This window comes from Streptomyces sp. NPDC048192, assembly GCF_043202415.1.
In the GTDB taxonomy this organism is placed as follows: Bacteria; Actinomycetota; Actinomycetes; order Streptomycetales; family Streptomycetaceae; genus Streptomyces.
On the sequence record NZ_JBIDAL010000004.1, the window covers coordinates 292,597 to 317,910 of the forward strand.

23 protein-coding genes and 1 tRNA gene are annotated in these 25,314 nt (G+C 71.2%); 13 read left to right on the top strand and 11 right to left on the bottom strand.

The genetic code is table 11. The features are described 5' to 3' along the window. The first annotated feature begins 197 nt into the window (after positions 1-197). Positions 198-1,892 carry a phenylacetic acid degradation protein PaaN gene (gene paaN, locus ACGFZN_RS09620; protein WP_393857917.1) on the top strand — a complete coding sequence of 565 codons (1,695 nt, stop codon included), beginning with the start codon at positions 198-200 and terminating at the stop codon, positions 1,890-1,892. Here paaN and ACGFZN_RS09625 read toward each other — a convergent pair. The 3 genes from ACGFZN_RS09625 to ACGFZN_RS09635 are packed head-to-tail and all read right to left on the bottom strand — an operon-like array spanning position 1,889 to position 4,871. Next, positions 1,889-2,641, bottom strand: a complete 753-nt coding sequence (locus tag ACGFZN_RS09625; protein ID WP_393857918.1) for a TrmH family RNA methyltransferase — start codon at positions 2,639-2,641, stop codon at positions 1,889-1,891. The two genes, paaN and ACGFZN_RS09625, sit on opposite strands and share 4 nt — an antisense overlap. Then, positions 2,638-3,915 (bottom strand): HTTM domain-containing protein, encoded by a 1,278-nt coding sequence (locus ACGFZN_RS09630; RefSeq protein ID WP_393857919.1) that lies wholly within the window; start codon positions 3,913-3,915, stop codon positions 2,638-2,640. Before ACGFZN_RS09630 ends, ACGFZN_RS09625 begins: the two co-directional genes overlap by 4 nt. Further along, positions 3,912-4,871 carry a DUF5819 family protein gene (locus ACGFZN_RS09635; RefSeq protein WP_393857920.1) on the bottom strand — a complete coding sequence of 320 codons (960 nt, stop codon included), beginning with the start codon at positions 4,869-4,871 and terminating at the stop codon, positions 3,912-3,914. Before ACGFZN_RS09635 ends, ACGFZN_RS09630 begins: the two co-directional genes overlap by 4 nt. 619 nt (positions 4,872-5,490) lie before the next feature. Here ACGFZN_RS09635 and paaA point away from each other — a divergent pair. From paaA to ACGFZN_RS09660, 5 genes are read left to right on the top strand one after another with little or no spacing between them, the layout of a single operon-like run. After that, positions 5,491-6,528 carry a 1,2-phenylacetyl-CoA epoxidase subunit PaaA gene (paaA, locus tag ACGFZN_RS09640; protein ID WP_393857921.1) on the top strand — a complete coding sequence of 346 codons (1,038 nt, stop codon included), beginning with the start codon at positions 5,491-5,493 and terminating at the stop codon, positions 6,526-6,528. Next, positions 6,525-6,812 carry a 1,2-phenylacetyl-CoA epoxidase subunit PaaB gene (gene paaB, locus ACGFZN_RS09645; RefSeq protein WP_014673816.1) on the top strand — a complete coding sequence of 96 codons (288 nt, stop codon included), beginning with the start codon at positions 6,525-6,527 and terminating at the stop codon, positions 6,810-6,812. Before paaA ends, paaB begins: the two co-directional genes overlap by 4 nt. Next, the gene (gene paaC / locus ACGFZN_RS09650) at positions 6,809-7,540 is read left to right on the top strand and encodes a 1,2-phenylacetyl-CoA epoxidase subunit PaaC (RefSeq protein ID WP_393857922.1); all 732 of its coding nucleotides are present in this window, start codon (positions 6,809-6,811) and stop codon (positions 7,538-7,540) included. The genes paaB and paaC overlap by 4 nt, the downstream gene beginning before the upstream one ends. Further along, positions 7,534-8,121: a 1,2-phenylacetyl-CoA epoxidase subunit PaaD gene (paaD, locus tag ACGFZN_RS09655; protein WP_393857923.1), complete on the top strand. Its 588-nt coding sequence runs from the start codon at positions 7,534-7,536 to the stop codon at positions 8,119-8,121. The genes paaC and paaD overlap by 7 nt, the downstream gene beginning before the upstream one ends. Further along, positions 8,121-9,185: a 2Fe-2S iron-sulfur cluster-binding protein gene (locus ACGFZN_RS09660; RefSeq protein ID WP_393857924.1), complete on the top strand. Its 1,065-nt coding sequence runs from the start codon at positions 8,121-8,123 to the stop codon at positions 9,183-9,185. The genes paaD and ACGFZN_RS09660 overlap by 1 nt, the downstream gene beginning before the upstream one ends. Positions 9,186-9,344: 159 nt before the next feature. Here ACGFZN_RS09660 and ACGFZN_RS09665 read toward each other — a convergent pair whose 3' ends face one another. The 3 genes from ACGFZN_RS09665 to ACGFZN_RS09675 all read right to left on the bottom strand — a co-directional run bounded on the left by ACGFZN_RS09665 (position 9,345) and on the right by ACGFZN_RS09675 (position 12,187). After that, positions 9,345-9,674, bottom strand: coding sequence for a rhodanese-like domain-containing protein (locus tag ACGFZN_RS09665; RefSeq protein WP_330342871.1), 330 nt, complete (start codon positions 9,672-9,674; stop codon positions 9,345-9,347). A gap of 69 nt (positions 9,675-9,743) precedes the next feature. Continuing rightward, positions 9,744-10,550 (bottom strand): hypothetical protein, encoded by an 807-nt coding sequence (locus ACGFZN_RS09670; protein WP_393857925.1) that lies wholly within the window; start codon positions 10,548-10,550, stop codon positions 9,744-9,746. A 203-nt stretch (positions 10,551-10,753) separates the two neighbouring features. Then, entirely contained in the window at positions 10,754-12,187 is a 1,434-nt protein-coding gene (locus ACGFZN_RS09675; protein WP_393857926.1) for a DUF2252 domain-containing protein, read from the bottom strand. A 294-nt stretch (positions 12,188-12,481) separates the two neighbouring features. On the opposite strand from ACGFZN_RS09675, the gene ACGFZN_RS09680 reads away from it, so the two are divergent. Continuing rightward, entirely contained in the window at positions 12,482-13,270 is a 789-nt protein-coding gene (locus ACGFZN_RS09680; protein WP_393857927.1) for an Fpg/Nei family DNA glycosylase, read from the top strand. A 213-nt stretch (positions 13,271-13,483) separates the two neighbouring features. Here ACGFZN_RS09680 and ACGFZN_RS09685 read toward each other — a convergent pair. Then, positions 13,484-13,567, bottom strand: a tRNA-Leu gene (locus ACGFZN_RS09685). Between the two features lie 646 nt (positions 13,568-14,213). Between ACGFZN_RS09685 and ACGFZN_RS09690 the strand changes: the two genes are divergently transcribed. From ACGFZN_RS09690 to pknB, 6 genes are all read left to right on the top strand, one after another. Next, complete coding sequence (locus ACGFZN_RS09690; RefSeq protein WP_393857928.1) at positions 14,214-15,080, top strand: FhaA domain-containing protein; 867 nt, start codon at positions 14,214-14,216, stop codon at positions 15,078-15,080. Positions 15,081-15,090: 10 nt separating this feature from the next. Further along, positions 15,091-15,609, top strand: coding sequence for an FHA domain-containing protein (locus ACGFZN_RS09695; RefSeq protein ID WP_393857929.1), 519 nt, complete (start codon positions 15,091-15,093; stop codon positions 15,607-15,609). A gap of 117 nt (positions 15,610-15,726) precedes the next feature. Further along, entirely contained in the window at positions 15,727-17,277 is a 1,551-nt protein-coding gene (locus ACGFZN_RS09700; protein ID WP_393858114.1) for a Stp1/IreP family PP2C-type Ser/Thr phosphatase, read from the top strand. A gap of 27 nt (positions 17,278-17,304) precedes the next feature. After that, a complete protein-coding gene (locus ACGFZN_RS09705) occupies positions 17,305-18,756 on the top strand; it encodes an FtsW/RodA/SpoVE family cell cycle protein (protein ID WP_393857930.1) in 1,452 nt (483 codons plus the stop codon). Continuing rightward, on the top strand, positions 18,753-20,228 hold the full coding sequence (locus ACGFZN_RS09710; RefSeq protein ID WP_393857931.1) for a peptidoglycan D,D-transpeptidase FtsI family protein: 1,476 nt from the start codon (positions 18,753-18,755) through the stop codon (positions 20,226-20,228). Before ACGFZN_RS09705 ends, ACGFZN_RS09710 begins: the two co-directional genes overlap by 4 nt. A 191-nt stretch (positions 20,229-20,419) precedes the next feature. Next, on the top strand, positions 20,420-22,411 hold the full coding sequence (gene pknB, locus ACGFZN_RS09715) for a Stk1 family PASTA domain-containing Ser/Thr kinase (RefSeq protein WP_393857932.1): 1,992 nt from the start codon (positions 20,420-20,422) through the stop codon (positions 22,409-22,411). A 92-nt stretch (positions 22,412-22,503) separates the two neighbouring features. Here pknB and ACGFZN_RS09720 read toward each other — a convergent pair whose 3' ends face one another. Genes ACGFZN_RS09720 through ACGFZN_RS09735 form a run of 4 tightly spaced genes read right to left on the bottom strand, consistent with a single transcriptional unit; the run spans position 22,504 to position 25,260 of the window. Continuing rightward, positions 22,504-23,259, bottom strand: a complete 756-nt coding sequence (locus ACGFZN_RS09720; RefSeq protein ID WP_393857933.1) for a class E sortase — start codon at positions 23,257-23,259, stop codon at positions 22,504-22,506. A gap of 14 nt (positions 23,260-23,273) precedes the next feature. Further along, complete coding sequence (locus ACGFZN_RS09725) at positions 23,274-24,467, bottom strand: class E sortase (protein ID WP_393857934.1); 1,194 nt, start codon at positions 24,465-24,467, stop codon at positions 23,274-23,276. After that, complete coding sequence (locus ACGFZN_RS09730; protein WP_330338882.1) at positions 24,464-25,102, bottom strand: aminodeoxychorismate/anthranilate synthase component II; 639 nt, start codon at positions 25,100-25,102, stop codon at positions 24,464-24,466. The genes ACGFZN_RS09725 and ACGFZN_RS09730 overlap by 4 nt, the downstream gene beginning before the upstream one ends. Further along, positions 25,099-25,260 carry a hypothetical protein gene (locus tag ACGFZN_RS09735; protein WP_190203072.1) on the bottom strand — a complete coding sequence of 54 codons (162 nt, stop codon included), beginning with the start codon at positions 25,258-25,260 and terminating at the stop codon, positions 25,099-25,101. Before ACGFZN_RS09735 ends, ACGFZN_RS09730 begins: the two co-directional genes overlap by 4 nt. Positions 25,261-25,314 lie beyond the last annotated feature (54 nt).

A 25,314-nucleotide genomic window follows, 5' to 3' on the forward strand; every position in this document is an offset into this window, starting at 1 on the left:
CGCACGACGTTTTCCACAGATGCGGCAGGCCCCCTTGTCCCGACCGATCGTTCGGTTACTCTAGCCCTGACCGTCCCGCCCGTCACCCGCCACCGACAAGAACGAGGCGCTTCGCGCCGGACCTGCCGATTCCTGCCAGGTTTCCGCCCAGGTCATGGACTCGAGGAAGAGTTCTCCAGACGAGGAGTTGGTCCCGTATGGCCGCCGAACTGACCGCCCACGAGCTGATCGCCAAGCACCGGCCCACGCTCGACCAGGCGCTGGAAGCGATCCGCACGCGCGCGTACTGGTCCCCGCACCCCGAGCACCCCAAGGCCTACGGGGAGAACGGCAGCCTGGACGCCGCGGCGGGCAAGGCCGCCTTCGACGCCCTGCTGGGCAACCGCCTCGACCTCACCGACCAGCCCGGCACCGACGACTGGGTGGGCGGCGAGGTGTCCCCGTACGGCATCGAGCTGGGCGTGACCTACCCGCACCCCGACATCGACGTGCTGCTGCCCGCGATGAAGGCCGGACAGCGGGCCTGGCGGGAGGCGGGCCCGGAGATCCGGGCCATGGTCTGCCTGGAGATCCTGCGGCGCATCAGCGACCGCACGCACCAGCTCGCGCACGCGGTCATGCACACCTCCGGCCAGGCCTTCATGATGGCGTTCCAGGCGGGCGGCCCGCACGCCCAGGACCGCGGCCTGGAGGCGGTGGCGTACGCGTACGCGGAGCAGATCCGCACGCCCGAGACGGCCGAGTGGACCAAGCCCCAGGGCAAGCGCGACCCGCTGGCCCTCACCAAGCAGTTCACGCCTGTCCCGCGCGGCCTCGCCCTGCTCATCGGCTGCAACACCTTCCCGACCTGGAACGGCTACCCGGGCCTGTTCGCCTCCCTCGCCACCGGCAACGCGGTCCTGGTCAAGCCCCACCCGCGCGCGGTGCTGCCGCTCGCGCTCACCGTGCAGATCGCGCGTCAGGTGCTCACCGAGACCGGCTTCGACCCGAACCTGGTGGCGCTGGCCGCCGAGCGCCCGGGCGAGGGCCTCGCCAAGACCCTCGCCACCCGCCCCGAGATCAAGATCATCGACTACACGGGGTCCACGTCCTTCGGCGACTGGCTGGAGGCCAACGCCCGCCAGGCGCAGGTCTACACCGAGAAGGCCGGCGTCAACACGGTGATCGTGCACTCCACCGACGACTACAAGGGGATGCTGTCGAACCTGGCGTTCTCGCTGTCCCTCTACAGCGGCCAGATGTGCACCACCCCGCAGAACCTGCTGATCCCCCGGGACGGCATCCGCACCGACGCGGGCCCCAAGACCTTCGACGAGGTCACCGCCGACCTCGCCCGCGCGGTCGACGGCCTCCTCGGCGACGACGCGCGCGCCAACGCCCTGCTGGGCGCGATCGTCAACCCGGACGTCAAGGCGCGTCTGGAGGCCGCCGCCGGCCTCGGCGAAGTCGCCCTCGCCTCACGCGAGATCACCAACCCGGACTTCCCCGGCGCGGTGGTCCGCACGCCCGTCATCGTCAAGCTGGACGGCGCCAAGCCGGATGCCGAGGCCGCCTACATGAGCGAGTGCTTCGGTCCCGTCTCGTTCGCCGTCGCCGTCGACTCCGCGCACGACGCGGTGGAGCTGCTGCGCCGCACGGTCCGCGAGAAGGGCGCGATGACGGTCGGCGCCTACACCACCGACGGCGAGGTGGAGCAGGCTGTCGAGGAAGTGTGCCTGGAGGAGGCGGCCCAGCTGTCGCTCAACCTGACCGGCGGGGTGTACGTGAACCAGACCGCCGCGTTCTCCGACTTCCACGGCTCGGGCGGCAACCCGGCGGCCAACGCCGCGCTGTGCGACGGAGCGTTCGTGGCCAACCGGTTCCGGGTCGTGGAGGTCCGCCGCGAGGCCTAGGAAGGCGTGAGCGCGCCCCCTGTGCTCCAGTGGTAGAGCGTCATCGCCACGCTGGTGGCCAGGTTGTAGCTGGAGACCTGGGGGCGCATCGGCAGGGACAGCAAATGGCCGGCACGCGCGCGCAGTTCCGCCGACAGCCCGCTGCGCTCGGAGCCGAAGGCGAGGACGGCGTCGTCCGGGATCCGCACGCCCCGGATGTCGTCGCCCTCGGGGTCCAGCGCGAACAGGGGCCCCGGGGGCAGCTCGCCGACGTCCAGCCGCTCGACGGCGGTAGCGAAGTGCAGGCCCGCGCCGCCGCGCACCACCGTGGGATGCCAGGGGTCGAGCGTGCCCGTGGTGACCACGCCGGTCGCCCCGAAACCGGCGGCCAGCCGGATCACGGCACCGGCGTTGCCCAGATTGCGCGGGTTGTCCAGCACCACGACGGGCGCGGTGCGGGGCAGGTGGGCGAGCCTGCGCAGATTGGCCTCGCGCGAGGGCCGTACGGCGAGCGCGGCGACCCCGGTGGGGTGCGGCCTCGGGACGAGCGAGGCGTACGCCTCCGCGAGCACCTCGGTGAGCAGCGCGTCGAGCGCGTCCCGTACGTCCCCGGCCAGCTCCTCGGCGAGGGCGAGCGCGGCACGCCGGTCCACGGCGACCGCCACCGGGATCTCGGCGCCGAAACGCAGCGCGTGCTTCAGGGCATGGAAGCCGTCGAGCAGCACGGCGTCACCGGCACGCTCGCGCCAGCGGATCAGCGGATCGGTCACGCGGTGAACCCTCCCCCACGCTCGGCCGCGCTCGCGCGGGGGGACTCCCACCGGCCGGACACGCCGTCCTCAGTGGCGAGGTCAGGGCCGTCACCGGAAGAGCGCGGCTCGGGCACCCCGCGGCCGTCGTGCTCGTGCCGGACGAGCCGTCCACGCGCGCGTGCGGCCAGCGCGCCCAGCCGGCGCAGGAACGACGTCGGCAGGAAGACCGCGTCCGCGGCGATCATCGCCAGCGAGAAGAACGGCAGGCCGAGCACGACCGCGATCACCGCGTGCTCGGTCATCATCAGCACCAGCAGGACGTTCTTGGCCCGCCGGTTGAACAACGTGAACGGGAAGGCGACCTGCACCGCGACCGTGCCGTAGGCGATGGCCAGCATGATTGTGCCGCTGGAGGACATCAGGTCGGCGAGGCCGGGCCAGGGCGAGAAGTAGTCCAAGTGGAGCGGGTAGTAGACGGCGGTGCCGTCCTGCCAGCGCGAGCCCTGGATCTTGTACCAGCCGGCGGTCGCGTAGATCAGGCACGCCTCCGCCATGATCACGAGGAGACCGCCGTTGTGCAGGACGTTGGCGACGACGTCCAGCAGGATGCGCGGCTGCTGCGACGTCGCCCAGCGGCCGGCGGCCCACCACAGGCCCTGCAGCACCCAGGCCGTCCACAGCAGCGCCGGGATCAGCCAGCCGTTGTCGAACCGGCCGGTGAACGTCGCGACGAGGAGCGCCAGGCCGAACACCGACCACAGGGCGGGACCGACCCGGTCGGCGGGCACCCGCTCGCCACGCGCGCGTGCCGCCTCGGCGCGTGCCGCCCGCCGCGCGTCCAGGGACCACACCTGCCCGCAGCGCGTGAACACGAGATAGAAGGACATCAGGTGCAGGACGTTGTCGCCGCCGTCGCCCATGAAGACGCTGCGGTTCTGCAGCGACAGCACGCCCACCATGAACAGCACGGACGCCGTCCGCGTGCGCCAGCCGAGCAGCAGCGCCGCCGCGGCGGCGATCGCCAGCGCGTAGCAGCACTCGAACCACAGCTGTCCGTGCGACCACAGCAGGGCCGTGAAGGCATGGTTGTCGTCGGTCAGCTCCTTGGCGAGGTTCCAGCCCCAGGGACCGGACGGGCCGTACAGCTCCTCGCGGTGCGGGAACTCACGGAGCAGGAACAGCAGCCAGGTCCCGGCGAAGCCGATGCGTATCACGGCGCTCTGGTACGGCCCGAGAGCCGATCCGGTGACGTTGGCGATGCCGCGTGAGAGGGTCAGGGAGAGCCGGTTCACCGCACACCTCCCGCTGCCTCGTCGGCCGTCACGTTCCACCAGGGCAGCACACGGTAGACGGGTTTGTCGGACACGCGCTCACCGCTCCACGCCGGCGGCTGCACATTGGTGGTGCTCGAACGGATCTGCACCCGCTGGATGATCCCGTCGCGGCCGGCCGGATACGTCCGGTACAGGCGCATGACCACGATCCGGCGCAGGTACTGCTCGGACAGGGAGCCGCGCATGCCCACGGGACGGTTGTCGGCGCCGTGCGTGGCGGTGAAGAAGTCCCAGGCCCGGCGCAGCTCGTTCTGCTGGGTGTGGCTCGGCACCGGATTGCCGTCGATCGCGGCGCCGTCCTGGGCGGAGAGGTCCGTCCAACCGGTGGTGCGCAGCCCGCCGTCCTTCGTGCGTACGTCGGCGCGCACCTGGACGGCGATGTTCTGCTGCAGCGGGTTCGGCGCGAACAGCTTCCAGTTCTGCTCGAACTCCGGGAACACCCACTCCTCGACCGCCTTGCCGTGCTGCTTGGTCACCGTGTTCGCCGGAGCGAGGCTGAGGAACACCATCAGCAGGTGCACACAGGCGGCGACGGCGACCACCGCGAGCGCCAGCGCCGCGGCGACCTGGTACCGGGGGGAGAGGGCGGCCACACCGGTACGGGGGGCGGGCGGCGGCACAGAAGCACCGGACCCGGCGGCGGGCGGCGGCACAGAAGCACCGGACCCGGCGGCGGTGAACGGCTGGTCGGCTCCGGTCGGCTGTGGAGAGACGGGCGGATGCGCAGACGCTCCGGGCTCGGCAGCCTCGCCCGGCTCGCTGAGCCCGGCCGAAGAGGTCGCCCCGGACGTCTCCGCGCCGGTCACACCGCCGCCGACGCCCTCGGCGCCCTTCCCTCCGCCGCCCGCCGCAGCGCCCTCACCGCTCGCAGCACCGGGCTCCGCCGGGGAATCTGTGCCGGTCCCGCGGTCCATTCCGGTCCGGGAATCCCTGCCGGCCGCAAGGCCCGCCTCGGTCTCGGAGTCCCTGCCGGCCCCGCGGTCCACTGCAGTCTGAGCATCCCTGCCAGCCGCGCGGTCCACCTCAGTCCGGGCATCCGTCCCGGGGGAGTCCCCGCCGATCACGGCGTCCACACCGTCCGGGGGGCTTTCCGGCAGACGCGCCCCGGCCGGCCCGCCGGGGTCCTGCCGGGCCCCCGGGTCCTCGTCGTACGCGTCCATTCCGCCCCGTCCCCGTTTCGGCTAGTCGTTCGGCTCGGTGGTCCGCTCAGTGATCCGGCGCCCGCCACGAGCGCCCCACCGTTCACCTACGCCACTCGGCGTCAGCACGGAACGGTACTCAGCCCCGGCCGCCCGGCGCAGCCCCGGGTACGGCCGACGGCCGTGGCCCTCGCCACGCCGGACGGCGCCGCCCCCGGCCCGACCTGGTCCCACCTGGTCCCACCTGGCCTCCCGCTGGTTGCTCACAGGCCGGGCGACGGAGTTTTCCACAGCGGTTGACACCCCATGGCGGCCCGGCACACCATTGATGCGCACGGACCGAACGATCGGTCGGGACAGACGTCATCGAAGAGCCCGAGGTCAGGGGGACCGCATGGCCACAGCAGCCCCGCAGCGCACGGACCGCACAGCGGCGGACGGCGCGCCGGACACCGTCGACACGGCGGCTTTCCAGCACGCCTTCGACGCGGCCGTGGCCGCCGACGAACGCATCGAGCCGCGCGACTGGATGCCGGACGCCTACCGCGCCACCCTGATCCGGCAGATCGCCCAGCACGCGCACTCCGAGATCATCGGCATGCAGCCGGAGGCCAACTGGATCACCCGCGCGCCCTCCCTGCGCCGCAAGGCGATCCTGATGGCCAAGGTGCAGGACGAGGCCGGCCACGGCCTGTATCTGTACAGCGCGGCCGAGACCCTCGGCGCCGGCCGCGACGAGCTGCTCGACAAGCTGCACAGCGGCCGCCAGAAGTACTCCTCGATCTTCAACTACCCGACGCTGACCTGGGCCGACGTCGGCGCGATCGGCTGGCTGGTGGACGGCGCCGCGATCACCAACCAGGTGCCGCTGTGCCGCTGCTCCTACGGACCGTACGCGCGGGCGATGGTGCGGATCTGCAAGGAGGAGTCCTTCCACCAGCGCCAGGGCTACGAACTGCTGCTGGCCCTGAGCAAGGGCACGCCCGAGCAGCACGCGATGGCCCAGGACGCGGTGAACCGCTGGTGGTGGCCCTCGCTGATGATGTTCGGCCCGCCCGACGACGAGTCCCAGCACTCCGCGCAGTCGATGGCGTGGAAGATCAAGCGCCACTCCAACGACGAGCTGCGCCAGCGCTTCGTCGACATCTGCGTCCCTCAGGCCGAGTCCCTGGGTCTCACCCTCCCCGACCCGGACCTCCGGTGGAACGAGGAGCGCGGGCACTACGACTTCGGCCCCATCGACTGGACGGAGTTCTGGGAGGTCCTCAAGGGCAACGGCCCGTGCAACGAACAGCGGATCACCCAGCGCAGGCGCGCCCACGACGAGGGAGCGTGGGTACGGGAAGCGGCCGCCGCCTACGCGGCCAAGCACACCGGCGGCAGCGGCCGCACCGTTGAGGCAGGACACGAGACAGGAGCGGACCGAGCATGAGCACCACCGACTGGCCCCTGTGGGAGGTCTTCGTGCGCTCCCGGCGCGGCCTCTCCCACACCCACGCCGGCAGCCTCCACGCCCCGGACGCCGAGCTCGCCCTGCGCAACGCCCGCGACCTGTACACCCGCCGCGGCGAGGGCGTGTCGATCTGGGTCGTCCCGGCCGCCGCGATCACCGCGTCCTCGCCGGACGAGAAGGACCCGTTCTTCGAGCCGGCCGCCGACAAGCCCTACCGGCACCCGACCTTCTACGAGATCCCGGAAGGGGTGAAGCACCTGTGACCGCCACCGGCCCCGCCACCGTCCCGGTGACCGCCGCGCTCGCCCTCGGCGACGACGCCCTGGTGCTCTCCCACCGGCTGGGGGAGTGGGCCGGGCACGCCCCCGTCCTGGAGGAGGAGGTCGCCCTCGCCAACATCGCCCTCGACCTGCTCGGCCAGGCCCGGGTGCTGCTGTCCATGGCCGGCGACGAGGACGAACTGGCCTATCTGCGCGAGGAGCGGTCCTTCACCAACCTCCAGCTGGTCGAGCAGCCGAACGGCGACTTCGCCCACACGATCGCCCGCCAGCTCTACTTCTCCACCTACCAACACCTCCTTTACACCGATCTGGCCGCGGGCGACGGCCCCTTCGCGTCCCTCGCCGCGAAGGCGGTGAAGGAGGTCGCCTACCACCGCGACCACGCCGAGCAGTGGACGCTGCGCCTCGGCGACGGCACCGAGACCAGCCACGAGCGGATGCGCCTTGCCTGCGCGGCGCTGTGGAGGTTCACCGGTGAGATGTTCCAGCCGGTGGAGGGCCTCGACGCCGACTGGGCGGGCCTGGACACGCGCTGGCAGGAGTCCGTCCAGGACGTCCTCCGCCGGGCCACGCTCCCGCTCCCCGAGGGTCCGCGCACCGGCGCCTGGTCGGCCGGCGCCGGCCGGCAGGGTGTGCACACCGAGCCGTTCGGGCGGATGCTCGCCGAGATGCAGCATCTGCACCGCAGCCACCCGGGAGCGACATGGTGACCACCACCTCCCTGGAGGCGGAGCTGCTGGAGCTGGCCGGCTCGGTGCCCGACCCCGAACTGCCGGTCCTCACGCTCCGGGAGCTGGGCGTGGTGCGCGCGGTGCACCTCAACGGCCCCGACGCGGTCGAGGTCGACCTGACCCCGACATACACCGGCTGCCCCGCCATCGAGGCGATGAGCGTGGACATCGAGTGCGTGCTGCGCGCCCACGGCATGCGCGAGGTCACGGTCCGCACGGTGCTCAGCCCCGCCTGGACGACCGACGACATCAGCCCCGAAGGCCGGCGCAAGCTGCGGGAGTTCGGCATAGCTCCTCCGCGGGTGCGCACCGCCTCGGGACCGGTGCCGCTCACGCTCGGCCCGACCCGCACCGGAGAAGCGTCCGCCGGGCACACGGACGCGGGGTACACGGAGACGGGGCACGCGGCCACCGACGCCACGCTCGCCGAGCCCGTCCGCTGCCCGCACTGCGGCTCCGCCGACACCGAGCTGCTGAGCCGGTTCTCCTCCACCGCGTGCAAGGCCCTGCGCCGCTGTCTCGCCTGCCGTGAACCGTTCGACCACTTCAAGGAGTTGTGATGGCGCGCTTCCACCCGCTCCCGGTGGCCGCGGTCGACCGGATCACCGATGACTCCGTCGCCCTCACCTTCACCGTCCCGCCAGAGCTGCGCGAGGAGTTCCGCCACGCACCCGGCCAGCATCTGGCGCTGCGCCGCCGGGTCGACGGCACCGAGATACGGCGCACCTACTCGATCTGCTCCCCCGCCCCCGACCCGTCCGGCCCGGGCCCCGACACTCTGCGGGTGGGCGTGCGGCTGGTGGAGGGCGGCGCCTTCTCCGCCTACGCGCTGAAGGAGATCAACGTCGGCGACGTCCTGGAGGTGATGACCCCGGCCGGCCGCTTCACGCTGGACCCGGCGCCGGGGCTGTACGCGGCGGTGGCCGGCGGCAGCGGCATCACGCCGGTGCTGTCCATCGTCTCCACGCTGCTGGCACGCGAGCCGGCAGCCCGGTTCTGCCTGATACGCAGCGACCGCACGGCCGCCTCGACGATGTTCCTGGAGGAGGTCGCCGACCTGAAGGACCGCTACCCGGAGCGGCTCCAGCTGGTGACGGTGCTCTCCCGCGAGGAGCAGCAGGCGGGCCTGCCGTCCGGACGGCTGGACCGCGAGCGGCTCACCGGGCTGCTGCCCGCGCTGCTGCCGGTCGGCGAGGTCGCGGGCTGGTTCCTGTGCGGGCCGTACGGGCTGGTGCAGGGCGCCGAGGAGGCGCTGCGCGAGCTGGGCGTCGACCGGTCCCGCATCCACCAGGAGATCTTCCATGTGGACGCGGGCGCGCCCCCGGTCCCCAGCGCCCAGGCCCCCGCGCACAGCGCGGTCACCGCCCGCCTCGACGGGCGCGGCGGAACCTGGCCAGTGCAGGACGGCGAGACACTGCTGGAGACGGTCCTGCGCAACCGCCCCGACGCGCCCTACGCCTGCAAGGGCGGTGTCTGCGGGACGTGCCGCGCCTTCCTGGTCTCCGGCGAGGTCCGTATGGACCGCAACTTCGCCTTGGAGAAGGAGGAGACGGAAGCCGGATACGTCCTGGCCTGCCAGTCGCATCCACTGACGGAACAGGTGGAGCTGGACTTCGACCGCTGAGACGCGCGATCGCCGAGACGCGCGGTCGCTGAGGTGCCTGACCGCTGAGACGCGCGATCGCCGAGGCGCGCGGACGCCGTCTCGGCGTGAGCGATCCACGGGGCCGGGCGGACGGGTGCCGCAGATCACCGCGCGGCCGGTCCGGGCAGCGGGGGTGAGCTACAGGACGAAGCCCGGCCGGCCGTCGTCCGTGATCACCGGGCGGCCCTTGGCCTCCCAGACCTGCATGCCGCCGTCGACGTTCACCGCGTCGATGCCCTGCTGCACCAGGTACATGGTGACCTGCGCCGAGCGGCCGCCGGAACGGCAGATGACGTGCACACGGCCATCCTGCGGAGCCGCCTCGGTCAGCTCGCCGTAGCGGGCCACGAACTCGCTGAGGGGGATGTGCAGCGCTCCCTCGGCATGGCCCGCCTGCCACTCGTCGTCCTCGCGGACGTCCAGCAGGAAGTCGCCGTCCTTGAGGTCCGTGACCTCGACCGTGGGCACACCAGCTCCGAAGTTCATGCCCCCGACGCTACCCGAACGTGCCAGGGTCCGGCCGGACCGAGCCCCGGCTCAGGCCTGCCCCAGCAGCGCCGCGAGTTCCGCCTCCCGCTGGGCGATGTCCGAGCGCAGCTTGCCGGCGATCTCCTCCAGCAGCCCGTCGGGGTCGTCCGGGGCGAGCCGGAGCATGCCGGCGATCGCGCCCTCCTCCAGTTCCCGGGCGACGAGGGTGAGCAGTTCCTTGCGCTGGTCGAGCCATTCGAGGCGGGCATACAGCTCCTCGGCGGGGCTCGGACGCCGCTCGGGCGGCACCGGTCCGGCCGCCCACTCCTCGGCCAGCTCCTTCAGCAGGGGCACGTCGCCACGGGCGTAGGCGGCGTTGACCCGGGTGAGGAACTCCTCACGCCGCTGCCGCTCCTCTTCCTCCTGTACGAGGTCGGGGTGGGCCTTGCGGGCCAGCTCGCGGTAGAGCTTGCGGGCCTCCTCGCTGGGCCGCACCCGCTCCGGGGGCCGCACGGCCTGCTCGGTCAGCATGGCGGCGGCCTCCGGGAACAGGCCCTCGCCGTCCATCCAGCCGTGCAGCAGCTCCTCCACACCGGGGATCGGCAGGACCCGGGCCCGGGCCTCCTCGGCGCGCCGGACGTCCTCCGGGTCACCGGTGCGGGCGGCCTTCGCCTCGGCGATCTCGGCGTCCAGCACCTCGATACGGGCGTAGAGCGGGCCGAGCCGCTGTTCGTGCAGCCGGGAGAAGTTCTCGACCTCGACGCGGAACGTCTCCACGGCGATCTCGTACTCGATCAGCGCCTGCTCGGCGGCCCGTACGGCCCGCTCGAGCCGCTCCTCGGGGCGCGGGGCTTGTTCGGCATCCGGGGTCGTCACGCGAACAGGGTAGGCGGTCCCGGAGGGACGGGACGCCGTAGGGCCGCCGATGGCCTCGTCCGCAGGGTGCGGGCCCGCGCTGTCGCGAGCGCCCAGGCGGCGGGCCGCATGCTGGAAGATCAGGCCACCGCGCGTTGCCAGGCAAGGTCACCGTGCGCTGCCCGGCAAGGCCGCCGTGCGGTGCCAGGGAAGGTCCGCTGCGCTCACACGCCCAGCTCGGCGGCGATGCGGCCCGTCCTGATGCCGGCCACCAGTTCGGCGTGGTCGGCTTCCGTGCGGTCGGCGTAGGTGACGGCGAAGGCGGCTATCGCCTCGTCCAGTTCCTCGTTCTTGCCGCAGTAGCCGGCGATCAGGCGAGGGTCGGCGCTGTGGGAGTGCGCGCGGGCGAGCAGGGCGCCGGTCATGCGGGCGTAGTCGTCGATCTGGTCGGCCGGGAGGGCGGCGGGGTCGACGCTGCCCTTGCGGTTGCGGAACTGACGCACCTGGAAGGGGCGCCCCTCGACGGTCGTCCAGCCGAGCAGGATGTCGCTGACCACCTGCATCCGCTTCTGGCCGAGCACGACCCGGCGGCCCTCGTGCTCCACCGGCGGCGCCTCGAACCCGGCGGTGGCCAGGTGCGGGAGGAGCGCGGAGGGGCGGGCCTCCTTGACCTGGAGGACCAGCGGCTGCTCGCGGTGGTCGAGGAGGAGTACGACGTAGGAGCGGGTGCCGACACTGCCGGTGCCGACCACCCGGAAGGCCACGTCGTGCACCGCGTGCCGGGCGAGCAGCGGGTGCCGGTCCTCCGGCAGGGTCGTCAGGTACTCCTCCAGGGACGCCGCGACCGCCGCGGCCTCGGCGTCCGGGATCCGGCGCAGTACCGGTGCCGCGTCGATGAAGCGCCGCCCGCCGTCCTCGTGCGGCTCGGTGGACTTCGCCGCGAACCGGCCGCTGGTGTTGGCGCGGGCCTTCTCCGAGACCCGCTGCAGGGTGCCGAGCAGATCGTGGGCGTCGGTGTGGGAGACCAGTTCCTCGTCGGCGATGGCGTTCCACGCGTCCAGCACCGGCAGTTTGGCCAGCAGGCGCATGGTGCGGCGGTAGGCGCCGACGGCGTCCCGCGCGGCGGCGCGGCAGGTGTCCTCGTCCGCGCCGGCCTCCCGTCCCGCGAGCACCAGCGAGGCGGCGAGCCGCTTCAGATCCCACTCCCAGGGGCCGTGCACGGTCTCGTCGAAGTCGTTCAGGTCGATGACGAGGTCACCGCGGGCGTCGCCGTACAGGCCGAAGTTGGCCGCGTGCGCGTCTCCGCATATCTGGGTGCCGATCCTGGTCATCGGGGTGCGGGCCAGGTCGTACGCCATGAGTCCTGCCGCGCCGCGCAGGAAGGCGAACGGGGTCGCCGCCATCCGTCCGACGCGGATGGGGGTCAGTTCCTCGATACGGCCGGCGTTGGACTCGGCGACCGCGGTCACGGCGTCGGGACGGGCGGCGTCGAGGTCGAGCGTGCGGTGCGCGCTGCGCGGCACGCTCGACCGCAGCGCCTTGCCCTCCTCCTTGGGCGAGCCCTGCCGCGGCCACCGGGCGAACCCGCGCACCCTCGGCAGCCGGCGCGTCTCCCGGCCCACCGCGTCCGCCAGCGCTTCCCCACCGGTTCCGGTCACCGCGACCGCCTCCCCCGAACACCCGTCGGCTGAGAACCGACACGGACATCAACTCGTGCAGACCGTACAGCGGGTGACGGAAACACGTCAGGCCCGCCACGTAGACCGTCCGGCGGAGATACGAGGAGGGGAAGGCGAAGGCGCGGGAAACCTCTCGACAGGAGGCACAGGCACAGGCACCGACACAGGCACAGGAGCCAGGAGGCAGCACGCTCGAGAGCCTCCGCCTGCACCGCATCCCGCGCCCCACCCGCCCCCTGCACCGCCACCACCTCCGCCCCCAAGGACCCTGCCATGCCCGAGCTTCCCGATGTCGAAGGTTTCCGCAGGCTGCTCGTGTCCTGTGCGCGGGGCAGGGTCGTCCGCCGGGTGGACGTGCGCGACGCGGGCGTCCTGCACGGGCTGAGCGCGCGGCGGCTGGGCGAGGCACTGGAGGGGCGGCGGTTCACCGAGCCGGAGCGGCACGGCAAGTGGCTGCTCGCCCGCACCGGCGGCCCCACCCTCCTGCTGCACTTCGGCATGACGGGGCGGCTGCTCTGCGCCCGTCCCGAGGACCCCGTGGAGCCGTACGACCGCGTCCTGTTCGAGCTGAGCGGCGGACACCGGCTCCACTACCGCGACCAGCGCAAGCTCCAGGGTCTCTGGCTGGCCGAGGACGACTCCGGTGTGGCGCGGATGCTGGAGCGCCAGGGACCCGACGCGCTCGCGGTGGGCCGTGCCGGCTTCGAGGAGGTGCTCTCCGGGCGCCGCGGGCACATCAAGACCACGCTGACCGACCAGTCCGTGCTGGCCGGTCTCGGCAATCTGCTCGCCGACGAGATCCTGTGGCGTGCCGGGCTGCACCCCGGCCGACGGGCGGGTGATCTCACGGAGTCCGAGCGCCGGCGCCTGTACACGCACATGCGCCGCACGCTGCGTTCCGCGGTCGACGCGGGCTGTGTCCCGCCACGCGAGGCGTGGCTGACCGGCCACCGTGACGACCCCGATCCGGTCTGCCCTCGCTGCGGCGCCCATCTGCGCCGGACCCGCATGGCGGGCCGCGGCACGGTGTGGTGCCCGCGCTGCCAGCCGGACGCGGCCTGAGAGGCCGAGCGCACGCTTCCGAGCGCACGCATCCGAGCGTTCCGCGGCCGACCTCTTGCGTGAGATAGCTCACCGGCGGAGCCGACCGCCGACCACCCGCCACGGCCTGCCCCTTGCCGGCTACAGCTGTGCGATCCCTCACAATCGCGACCGCAATGCGAAACGGGCCCCTGCCGTGACTTCCGTCACCGGCAGAGACCCGTCTCGTCTCTGTGCGCGAGGGGGGAGTTGAACCCCCACGCCCTTGCGGGCACTGGAACCTGAATCCAGCGCGTCTGCCTATTCCGCCACCCGCGCATTGGGTGTGTCTTCCGGTTCCGGCCCTTTCGGGCTGGCCCCTTCCGACACCCAGAACATTAGCACGCCGTACGGGATGGATTCACATCCCTTCCCGCCGCCCCAGGGAGCCGCCCCGCCCGGCCCCACCGGCACCCGCGCCGCACGCGCCGCCGCCCGGAACCGGCCCGCCGCAGTCCGCCCCCCGTCCCTCTCCACCCCCTTCCATCCCTCTCCACCGATCCCCAACCGATCCCTCCACCGCTTCTCCCCGCCCCCGTTTCCCCCGTCTCCCCGCCCGTCCCCGAACCCCCGCCCGCCGACCACCGCACACGCACACGTCCAGGCACGCGCCCGCACCCGCACCCGCACCCGCACCCGCACCCGCCCAAACCAACCTCCCCTACCCACTCCACCCGCATCCCACGTTTCAACGAGACCCGGTTCACGTATCAACCTCGTACCGGTACCGGCCGTCTGCCCAGGAGGCGGTCCGGGTGCACAGCCGGGTGCGGGACACTGGTCTGCGCCCGCCTCTACGATCCATGGCAGGAACCGGCTGATCGCCGGGCGCGTAGATACGATCAGTGAGCAGGGCGCGGTAGCACGCGGCAGTACGCAGTACAGAGCACGGCAAGGCAGACGGCAGGGACGGAGGAGGTGCCCCATGGGAGTCCTGAAGAAGTTCGAGCAGCGTCTCGAAGGTCTGGTGAACGGCACCTTCGCCAAGGTCTTCAAGTCCGAGGTCCAGCCCGTGGAGATCGCCGGCGCGCTCCAGCGCGAGTGCGACAACAACGCCACGATCTGGAACCGCGACCGGACCGTCGTACCCAACGACTTCATCGTGGAGCTGAGCGCGCCGGACTACGAGCGTCTCAGCCCCTACTCCGGGCAGCTCGGCGACGAGCTGGCCGGCATGGTGCGCGACTACGCCAAGCAGCAGCGCTACACGTTCATGGGGCCGATCAAGGTCAACCTGGAGAAGGCCGACGACCTGGACACGGGTCTGTACCGGGTGCGCAGCCGCACCCTCGCCTCCTCCAGCAGCCAGCAGGGCGCGGCCCCCGCGGCCCCGGCTCCGGCCCCCGGCCGTCCCGCGCCGGGCGCCCCCGGCGGCTACGGCTACCCGCCCGCCGCGCCCGCCGGCGTGCCCCCGATGCCGTCGGCGCCGCCGCCCGGCGCCCGGCCCGGCGGCTACGGCTACCCCCAGCCCGCCACGCAGCGGCCCGCGGCCGCCCCGGTGAGCGGCGGGCGCACCCGCTACTGGATCGAGATCAACGGCACCCGCCACCAGATCTCCCGCCCGACGCTCGTGCTGGGCCGCAGCACCGACGCCGACGTGCGGATCGACGACCCCGGCGTGTCCCGCCGGCACTGCGAGATCCGGACCGGAACGCCCTCGACGATCCAGGATCTCGGGTCCACCAACGGCATCGTGGTGGACGGGCAGCACACCACCCGCGCTACGCTCCGCGACGGCTCGCGGATCGTCGTGGGCAGCACCACCGTTATCTATAGGCAAGCCGAAGGGTGAAGCGGGGGCAATGTCAGAGCTGACCCTCACGGTCATGCGGCTGGGTTTCCTGGCCGTACTGTGGCTGTTCGTGATCGTGGCCGTGCAGGTCATCCGGAGCGACCTGTTCGGTACGCGCGTCACCCAGCGCGGATCGCGTAGGGACGCCGGGCGCCAGCAGCAGGCGCCGCGGCAGCAGGCCGCCGCGCCCCCGCAGCAGCGCGCCCAGCAGGGCGGCGGCCGGCGCGGCCGGAACGCCCCCACGAAGCTGGTCGTGACGGAGGGCACGCTGACCGGCACCACGGTCGCGCTCCAGGGCCAGACGATCACGCTGGGCCGGGCGCACGACTCCACGATCGTGCTGGACGACGACTACGCCTCCAGCCGCCATGCCAGGATCTACCCGGACCGCGACGGTCAGTGGATCATCGAGGACCTCGGTTCCACCAACGGCACCTACCTGGACCGGTCCCGGCTGACGACCCCCACGCCGATCCCGCTGGGCGCGCCGATCCGCATCGGCAAGACCGTCATCGAGCTGCGGAAGTAGTACGACAATGAGCGAGCGGAGCGAGCACGCAGCGGCAGGCCGCCACCCGGCCGCCGGCGCGCTCCCGACCGGAGGGTGGGCAGTGTGGCTCGACACGACCGGCTGTACCCGGAGCCGATGGGCGAGGTGGGCATGAGTCTGTCACTGCGCTTTGCCGCCGGATCGCACAAGGGCATGATCCGCGAGGGCAACGAGGACTCCGGTTACGCCGGTCCGCGGCTGCTCGCCATCGCCGACGGCATGGGCGGCCAGGCGGCCGGCGAGGTCGCCTCGTCCGAAGTGATCTCCACCCTGGTCACGCTCGACGACGACGTACCCGGCTCCGACATCCTCACCTCCCTCGGCACGGCCGTGCAGCGCGCCAACGACCAGCTGCGCGCCATGGTCGAGGAGGACCCCCAGCTCGAGGGCATGGGCACCACGCTGACCGCGCTGCTGTGGACCGGGCAGCGGCTCGGGCTCGTGCACGTCGGCGACTCGCGCGCGTACCTGCTGCGCGACGGCGTCCTCACCCAGATCACCCAGGACCACACCTGGGTGCAGCGGCTCGTCGACGAGGGCCGGATCACCGAGGAGGAGGCCACCACGCATCCGCAGCGCTCCCTGCTGATGCGCGCCCTCGGCAGCGGCGACCACGTCGAGCCCGATCTGTCCATCCGCGAGGTCCGGGCCGGCGACCGCTATCTGATCTGCTCCGACGGCCTGTCCGGCGTCGTCTCCCACCAGACGCTGGAGGAGACCCTCGCCAGCTACCAGGGCCCGCAGGAGACCGTGCAGGAGCTGATCCAGCTCGCGCTGCGCGGCGGCGGCCCCGACAACATCACCGTCATCGTCGCCGACGTCCTCGACCTGGACACCGGCGACACCCTCGCCGGGCAGCTGTCCGACCAGCCGGTGGTGGTCGGCGCCGTCGCCGAGAACCAGCACCATCTCCACGACAACGGCATCATGCAGACCCCGGCCGGCCGCGCCTCCCACCTGGGCCGCCGGCAGTCCGGCCACGGCGGCGGCGAGTTCGGCCCGCCCGGCTCGGGCGACACCGGCTACATCCCGGCGGGCAGCTTCGGCGACTACGCCGACGGCGACTTCACCAAGCCGCGCGGGCAGCGCAGGTGGCTGAAGAGATCTTTCTACGGCGTCCTCGCCCTCGCCGTCGTCGGCGGCGGCCTCTACGGCGGCTACCGGTGGACGCAGACGCAGTACTACGTCGGCGCCAAGGGCGAGCACGTGGCGCTGTACCGCGGCATCAGCCAGGACCTGGCCTGGGTGTCGCTGTCGAAGGTGGAGAAGGACCACCCCGAGATCGAACTCAAGTACCTGCCGCCCTACCAGCAGAAGCAGGTCAAGAACACGATCGCGGCGGGCGGTCTGCAGCAGGCGCAGGCCAAGATCGAGGCCCTGTCGGTGCAGGCCTCCGCGTGCCGGAAGCAGGCGGAGCGCCAGGCGGCCGAGTCGCAGCAGAACGCGAAGCCGGGCCAGGCCTCGGGGACCACGGCAACCACCCGCAGCGCCCTCACGTCCAAGGCGTCCCCGACTCCGCACCCATCCACGACGGCTCCCGCTACGAAGAACCCTTCGAAGTCCCCGTCCGCGACCGCCACTGCGAACCCCGGCCCGAGCCTCTCCGAGGATGAGCAGAAGGTCGTCGATCAGTGCGGCAAGCAGTAGCCGAGCCGCGAGAGGCCCTGTCACACGATGAGCAGTACGACTAATCCGCCGACGCACCACACGTCCACGATCGGCGCCATCGGCGCGCCGAGCCGCCGCAACACCGAGCTGGCCCTGCTGGTCTTCGCCGTGGCCGTCCCGGTGTTCGCCTACGCCAACGTGGGCCTGGCCATCAGCAACCACGTCCCCGCCGGGCTGCTGGAGTACGGCCTCGGCCTCGGGCTGCTGGCCGGCGTCGCCCATCTCGCCGTACGGAAGTTCGCGCCGTACGCGGACCCGCTGCTGCTGCCGCTGGCCACGCTGCTCAACGGGCTCGGGCTCGTGGTGATCTGGCGGCTGGACCAGTCGAAACTGCTGCAGTCGCTCAGAGGCTTCTCCCCCGCCGCGCCCCGTCAGCTGCTGTACAGCGCGATGGGCATCGCCCTGTTCGCCGCGGTGCTGATCTTCCTGAAGGACCACCGGGTCCTGCAGCGCTACACCTACATCTCGATGTTCTGCGCCCTGGTGCTGCTCATCCTGCCGCTGGTGCCGGGCCTCGGGGCCAACATCTACGGCGCGAAGATCTGGATCCGGATCCCGGGCCTCGGCTCCCTGCAGCCCGGTGAGTTCGCGAAGATCGTGCTCGCGGTGTTCTTCGCCGGTTACCTGATGGTCAAGCGGGACGCGCTGGCCCTCGCCAGCCGCCGCTTCATGGGCCTGTACCTGCCGCGCGGCCGCGACCTCGGTCCGATCCTGGTCGTCTGGGCGATCTCGATCCTGATCCTGGTCTTCGAGACCGACCTCGGCACCTCGCTGCTGTTCTTCGGCATGTTCGTGATCATGCTGTACGTCGCCACCGAGCGGACCAGCTGGATCGTGTTCGGTCTGCTGATGTCCGCGGCCGGCGCGGTCGGCGTGGCGAGCTTCGAGCCGCACATCCAGACCCGTGTGCAGGCCTGGCTCAACCCGATGCGCGAGTACCAGCTCAGCCGCCAGATCACCCACGACGGCATCCTCCACTCCGACCAGCTGCAGCAGTCGCTGTGGGCGTTCGGCTCCGGCGGCACCCTCGGCACCGGCTGGGGCCAGGGCCACTCGGACCTGATCAAGTTCGCCGCCAACTCCGACTTCGTCCTCGCCACCTTCGGCGAGGAGCTCGGCCTCGCGGGCATCATGGCGATCCTGCTGATCTACGGCCTGATCGCGGAGCGCGGCCTGCGCACCGCCCTCGCCGCCCGGGACCCGTTCGGCAAGCTGCTCGCCGTCGGCCTGTCCGGCGCCTTCGCGCTGCAGGTCTTCGTGGTGGCCGGCGGTGTCATGGGCCTCATCCCGCTGACCGGTATGACCATGCCGTTCCTGGCCTCCGGCGGTTCCTCGGTGCTGGCCAACTGGGCGCTGATCGCCATCCTCATCCGCATCAGCGACACCGCACGCCGCCCGGCGCCCGCCCCCGCCACGAACCCCGACGCCGAGATGACCCAGGTGGTCCGCCCGTCATGAACAAGCCCCTGCGCCGGATCGCGATCTTCTGCGGCCTGCTCGTGCTGGCCCTCCTGATCCGCGACAACTACCTCCAGTACGTCAAGGCCGACCAGCTGGCGAGCGACAAGGACAACCGCCGGGTCGCCATCGAGCGCTATGCGCACCCGCGCGGCGACATCATCGTCGACGGCAACCCGATAACCGGTTCCGTCGTGTCCAAGAGCGGCGACTTCAAGTACAAGCGCACCTACAAGAACGGGCCCATGTGGGCCCCGGTGACCGGCTACTCCTCGCAGGCCTTCGACGGCAGCCAGCTGGAGAAGCTCGACGACGGCATCCTGACCGGCAACGACGACCGGCTCTTCTTCCGCAACACCCTCGACATGATCACGGGCAAGCCGAAGCAGGGCGGCAACGTCGTCACCACGCTGAACGCGGCCGCGCAGAAGGCGGCGTACAACGGACTGGCCCAGCAGGGCGGCAAGGGCGCGGTCGTCGCCCTGGAGCCGTCCACCGGCAAGATCCTGGCGCTGGCCTCCTACCCGTCGTACGACCCCTCGTCCTTCGCGGGCTACTCCGACAGCGACGCCAAGGCCTGGAACAAGCTGCAGAAGAAGAACAACCCGGCCGACCCGATGCTGAACCGGGCGCTGCGCGAGACCTACCCGCCGGGCTCCACCTTCAAGGTGGTCACCGCGGCGGCGGCGCTGGAGAACGGGCTGTACAAGTCGGCCGACGAGAAGACGAACTCGCCGCTGCCCTGGATCATGCCGGGCACCACGACCCCGCTGAAGAACGAGGGCAACATCCCCTGCGAGAACGCCACCCTGCGTGCCGCCCTGCAGTACTCCTGCAACTCGGTCTTCGGCAAGATCGGCTCCGACCTCGGCAACGACAAGATGCTCGCCGAGGCGAAGAAGTTCGGCTTCGACTCCGAGCAGTTCACCCCGGTCCGCTCCAACGCGTCGGTGTTCTCCGACAACATGAACCAGTCGCAGACCGCGCTGTCCTCCATCGGCCAGTACAACACCGCCGCCACCCCGCTGCAGATGGCCATGGTCGCCTCGGCGGTCGCCAACGACGGCAAGCTGATGAAGCCGTACATGGTCGACGAGCTGCAGTCCTCCAACCTGGACCCGGTCGAGAAGACCCAGCCGGAGGAGCTGAGCCGGCCGCTGTCGCCGGCGAACGCGCAGATCCTGCAGTCGATGATGCAGACGGTGGTCGAGAAGGGCACCGGTACGAACGCGAAGATCAGCGGCGTCACCGTGGGCGGCAAGACCGGTACCGCGCAGCACGGTGTGGCGAACAGCGCCAACCCGTACGCGTGGTTCATCTCCTTCGCCAAGATGCCCGACGGCAGCTCGCCGGTGGCCGTCGCCGTGGTCATCGAGGACGAGAGCGCCAACCGCGACGACATCTCCGGCGGCGGCCTGGCCGCGCCGATCGCGAAGAACGTCATGGAGGCGGTCATCAACTCCAAGAAGTGACCTTGCCCTCAGGAAGTGACGCCGCTCACGTCTCCTCCACATCGCCGCACGTTGCGATACCGGTCCTGTATCGGGTTCCGGGCTTGGCCAGGTCATACAAAGCGAGCCGGGTACGGTAGGCCCGGACGGCAGCCTCCGGCCGTGCACGAGTGTGTGCGGCCGAGACCGACGGAGAGGGCTGGTAGGTAGCTATGGAAGAGCCGCGTCGCCTCGGCGGCCGGTACGAGCTGGGCCAGGTGCTCGGCCGTGGTGGCATGGCCGAGGTCTACCTCGCGCATGACACCCGCCTCGGCCGCACCGTGGCAGTGAAGACCCTGCGCGCCGACCTGGCACGCGACCCTTCCTTCCAGGCCCGGTTCCGCCGGGAGGCCCAGTCGGCCGCCTCGCTCAACCACCCCGCGATCGTCGCGGTCTACGACACGGGCGAGGACTACATCGACGGCGTCTCCATCCCGTACATCGTGATGGAGTACGTCGACGGCTCCACCCTGCGTGAGCTTCTGCACTCCGGCCGGAAGCTGCTGCCGGAGCGCGCGATGGAGATGACCATCGGCATCCTGCAGGGCCTGGAGTACGCCCACCGCAACGGCATCGTCCACCGCGACATCAAGCCGGCCAACGTCATGCTCACCCGCAACGGCCAGGTCAAGGTGATGGACTTCGGCATCGCCCGCGCCATGGGCGACGCCGGCATGACCATGACCCAGACGGCGGCGGTCATCGGCACGGCCCAGTACCTCTCCCCGGAGCAGGCCAAGGGCGAGCAGGTCGACGCCCGCTCGGACCTTTACTCGACGGGTTGTCTCCTCTACGAGCTGCTGACGGTACGGCCGCCCTTCGTCGGCGACTCCCCGGTCGCCGTGGCCTACCAGCACGTCCGCGAGGAACCGCAGCCCCCGTCGGTCTTCGACCCCGAGATCACCCCCGAGATGGACGCCATCGTCCTGAAGGCGCTGGTCAAGGACCCGAACTACCGCTACCAGTCGGCCGACGAGATGCGCGCCGACATCGAGGCCTGCCTGGACGGCCAGCCGGTCGCGGCGACGGCCGCGATGGGAGCGGTCGGCTACGGCGGCTACCCCGACGACCAGCCGACGACGGCCCTGCGCGCCGACGCCGGCGCGGGAGCGACCACCATGCTCCCGCCGATGAACCCCGACGACGGCGGCTACGGCTACGACGACCGCCCCGACCGGCGCAGCCGCCCGAAGAAGAACAACACCTCCACGATCCTCCTCGTCGTGGCGGGCATCCTGGTCCTGATCGGCGCGATCCTGATCGGCAAGTGGGTGGCGAGCGGAGGCAACAACGGCGACGGCAAGGTACCGGTCCCGAACTTCGTCGGCCAGACCCAGTCCTCGGCCAAGAAGATGGCCGAGAACGTCGATCTGAAGGTCACCACCTCCGGCAAGCCCTGCGACGACCAGCCCAAGGGCAGCGTCTGCGATCAGAGCCCCGACCCGGACACCAAGGTCGACAAGGGCAGCACGATCAGTCTGGTGATCTCGACGGGCGCGCCCAAGGTCCAGGTGCCGGACGTCCGCGGCATCCAGTTCGACCAGGCCGAGTCCCAGCTCACGGAGAAGGGCTTCAAGGTCGAGAAGAAGACCCAGGTGTCCTCCCAGACGCCGAACGTGGTCATCGACCAGGACCCGAAGGGCGGCACGAGCCGGCAGAAGGGCACCACGATCACCCTCACGGTCGCCAAGGCCGAGGAGAATGTCACGATCCCCAACGACATCATCGGCAAGTCCTGCGACGAGGCGAAGGCGGAGCTGACCCAGCTGGGCCTGGCGCCCAGCTGCACCAACCAGCCCACCACGAACCAGGACGACAACGGCAAGGTCACCCAGAGCAACCCGCAGCCGGGCCAGTCGGTGAAGAAGAACACGCCCATCTCCCTCACGGTCAGCGTGTTCCAGCAGAACCAGCAGACGCAGGTGCCCAACGTCACGCTGCAGACTCTGAAGGACGCCCTGCAGACCCTGAAGCAGCAGGGCTTCAACACCAACAACATCAGCGTCAACGGGCCCAACGACGACAAGGCCAGGGTCGTCCAGCAGAGCCCGGCGCAGGGCACCCAGGCCGACCCGAACAACACCCAGATCGTCCTGACCACCGCGGACGTCGGCGGCGGCAACAACGGCGGCAACGGCGGCCTCTTCGGCGGCATCAACGGCTGATCCGCCGGCCCGGCAGCACAGCGGGGCGGTCCCCACCGAGGGGGACCGCCCCGCGGCCGTGCCGGAGTGCAGAGATTCTCGAAGAACCCTGGTCAGCCGCGCAGTTCCTTCGGCGGTGTCCGGTCGCTGTCCACCTTCTGCACCCGGACCAGTTCTCCCCACACCACGTACCGGTACTCCGAGGTGTACACGGGCGTGCAGGTCGTCAGGGTGATGTAGTGGCCCGGCTTCTTCCTGCCGGACTCCTTCGGGACCTGGTCGATGACCTTGACGTTGTACTTCGAGGTCTCGGGGAGGATCGAGTAGACCTTGTAGACGTACCAGTCGTCCCGCGTCTCGAAGACGATCGGGTCGCCCTTCTTCAGCTTGTCGATGTTGTGGAACTTCGCGCCGTGCCCGTCCCGGTGGGCCGCGAGGGCGAAGTTGCCGGTCTTGCCGGACATCGGCAGCGTCGCCTTGACGGGATCCGTGTAGTAGCCGGCCACGCCGTCGTCGAGGACGTTCGTGCCCGTGCCCTTCTCGACCAGGACCACGCCGTTCTTCATCGCCGGCACGTGCAGGAAGCCGATGCCGTCCTTGGTGTCCAGCGCACCGGGCCCGGAGTCCGTGGCCTGCGCCCAGTGCCGGCGGACCTTCTCGGCCTGCTGGTCCGCCTTGCGGTCCGCTATCACGTTCGTCCACCACAGCGAGTAGACGACGAAGAGCGCCAGCAACAGGCCCGCGGTGATGAGGAGTTCGCCGAAGACACTGACCGCCGTCGCGATACGGCCGGGGCGCCGGCCGCGCGGGGCGGAACCCGGATCGGACGCGTCCGTGTGTTCTTCGGTGTCGTCGGCGGTCGCTGCCACAGTTCCCTCTGCCCCTACTCGATGAGCGCGTCCGGTTTGCCCTTGCTGCGCGGGCGTTCCTCGACCATCTTGCCCCAGACGATCAGCCGGTACTTGCTCGTGAACTCCGGCGTGCAGGTGGTGAGGGTGATGTAGCGGCCGGGCTTGGTGAAGCCCGAGCCCTTGGGGATCGGGTCCAGCACACTCGTGTTGGACGGCGACGTCACCGGCAGCATCGAGGTCACCTTGTACACGTAGTACGTGTCCTGCGTCTCGACCACGACCACGTCGCCGGCCGTGAGCTTGTTGATGTACCGGAACGGCTCGCCGTGCGTGTTGCGGTGCGCGGCGAGCCCGAAGTTGCCCGTCTTGGCGTCGGGCATCGCCGTCTTCAGCGGAGCCTCGCCGTAATGCCCGACCATGCCCTTGTCGAGCACCTTGGCGTTGCTGACGCCCTCCGCGATCGGCGCGACCACGTCCAGCTTGGGGATGTGCAGGATGGCGAAGCCCTGCCCCGGCTCGAAGACACCGGGGTTCCGCTTGCCGCTGGCCCAGTCGTTCTGCAGCTGGTGCGTCTCGCTGCCCGCCTGCGCATGGGCCCGGACGTTGGTCCACCACAGCTGGTAGGTGACGAACAGCAGCATCAGCACGCCGGTGGTGATGAACAGCTCGCCGATCACCCGGCTCGCGACCACCGCCGGGCTCGGCTTGCGCAACCGCGCCTGGCGCCGCGCCTCCACCCGGGACAGCGGCCGGCCGGACTCCGCCCCCGGCGGTGCCGTTCCTTCGGACGCGGTCTCCCGGCCACCGCCGTGCCGGCCACCGCGCCGCCTGGCGGCCTTTCTGCGCGCCGCACGGCCTCCCCGCGCCGCTCCGGTGGCGGAGGAGCCTACAGAGGCTCCAGAGGCCAGTGTGGCGCCGTTCTCGGCGTCTCCGGCCGCGCCGAGGACCCGGAGCGCCATCGTCTCGTCGTCGAGGGGAACCCGGGGCGGCTCCTCGTACCCGGATGTGCCGTATTCGGGTTCCTCGTATCCGGGCGCGCCGTAGCCCAGCTCGCTGTGGCCCGGCTCCGCGTACCCCGGCTCGGTATAGCCCGGCTCTGTGTGGCCCGGTTCCGCGTAGGGGCCCTGCGCCCCTTCCGCCTGCCACTGCCCAAGCGCACCGGAAGCCCCGTACGACTGATCCCCGTACGAGGCATCGGTCTCGCGCTCCGGGCGCAGCGCGGTCACGCCGTGGCCCTGCCCACCACCGGGGCCAGCCCCGTCGACCTCGCCACGGCGCCCTCGTCACCGCACTCCACCAGCCAGTTGGCCAGCATCCGGTGCCCGTGCTCGGTCAGCACCGACTCGGGATGGAACTGCACGCCCTCCACCCGCAGTTCACGGTGGCGCAGGCCCATGATGATGCCGTCGTGGGTGCGGGCGGTCACCTCCAGCTCGGCCGGGACCGTCGCCGGCTCCGCCGCCAGCGAGTGGTAGCGGGTCGCCGTGAACGGAGAGGGCAGACCCGTGAAGACGCCCTTGCCTTCGTGCTCCACCAGCGAGGTCTTGCCGTGCAGCAGCTCCGGCGCCCGGTCCACCACGCCGCCGTACGCCACCTGCATCGACTGCATGCCGAGGCACACCCCGAACACCGGCACTCCGGTCGAGGCGCAGTGCCGGACCATGTCCACGCACACCCCCGCCTCCTCCGGCGTCCCCGGGCCGGGCGAGAGCAGCACCCCGTCGAAGCCGTCCTGGGCGTGCGCCGTGGACACCTCGTCATTGCGCACCACCTCGCACTCCGCACCCAGCTGATACAGGTACTGCACGAGGTTGAAGACGAAGCTGTCGTAGTTGTCGACGACGAGAATCCGCGCACTCACTGGTTGTCCACCGTCACATCGTTGAAGGGCAGCAGCGGCTCGGCCCAGGGGAAGACGTACTGGAACAGGACATAGACCACGGCCAGCGCCAGAACGAGCGAGATCAGCGCCTTCACCCAAGCGTTTCCCGGCAGATGCCGCCAGATCCAGCCGTACATGCCGTCCCTTGCCGTCCCTTCCGTATCCCTACGGCATCAGACCCACGCCGTACG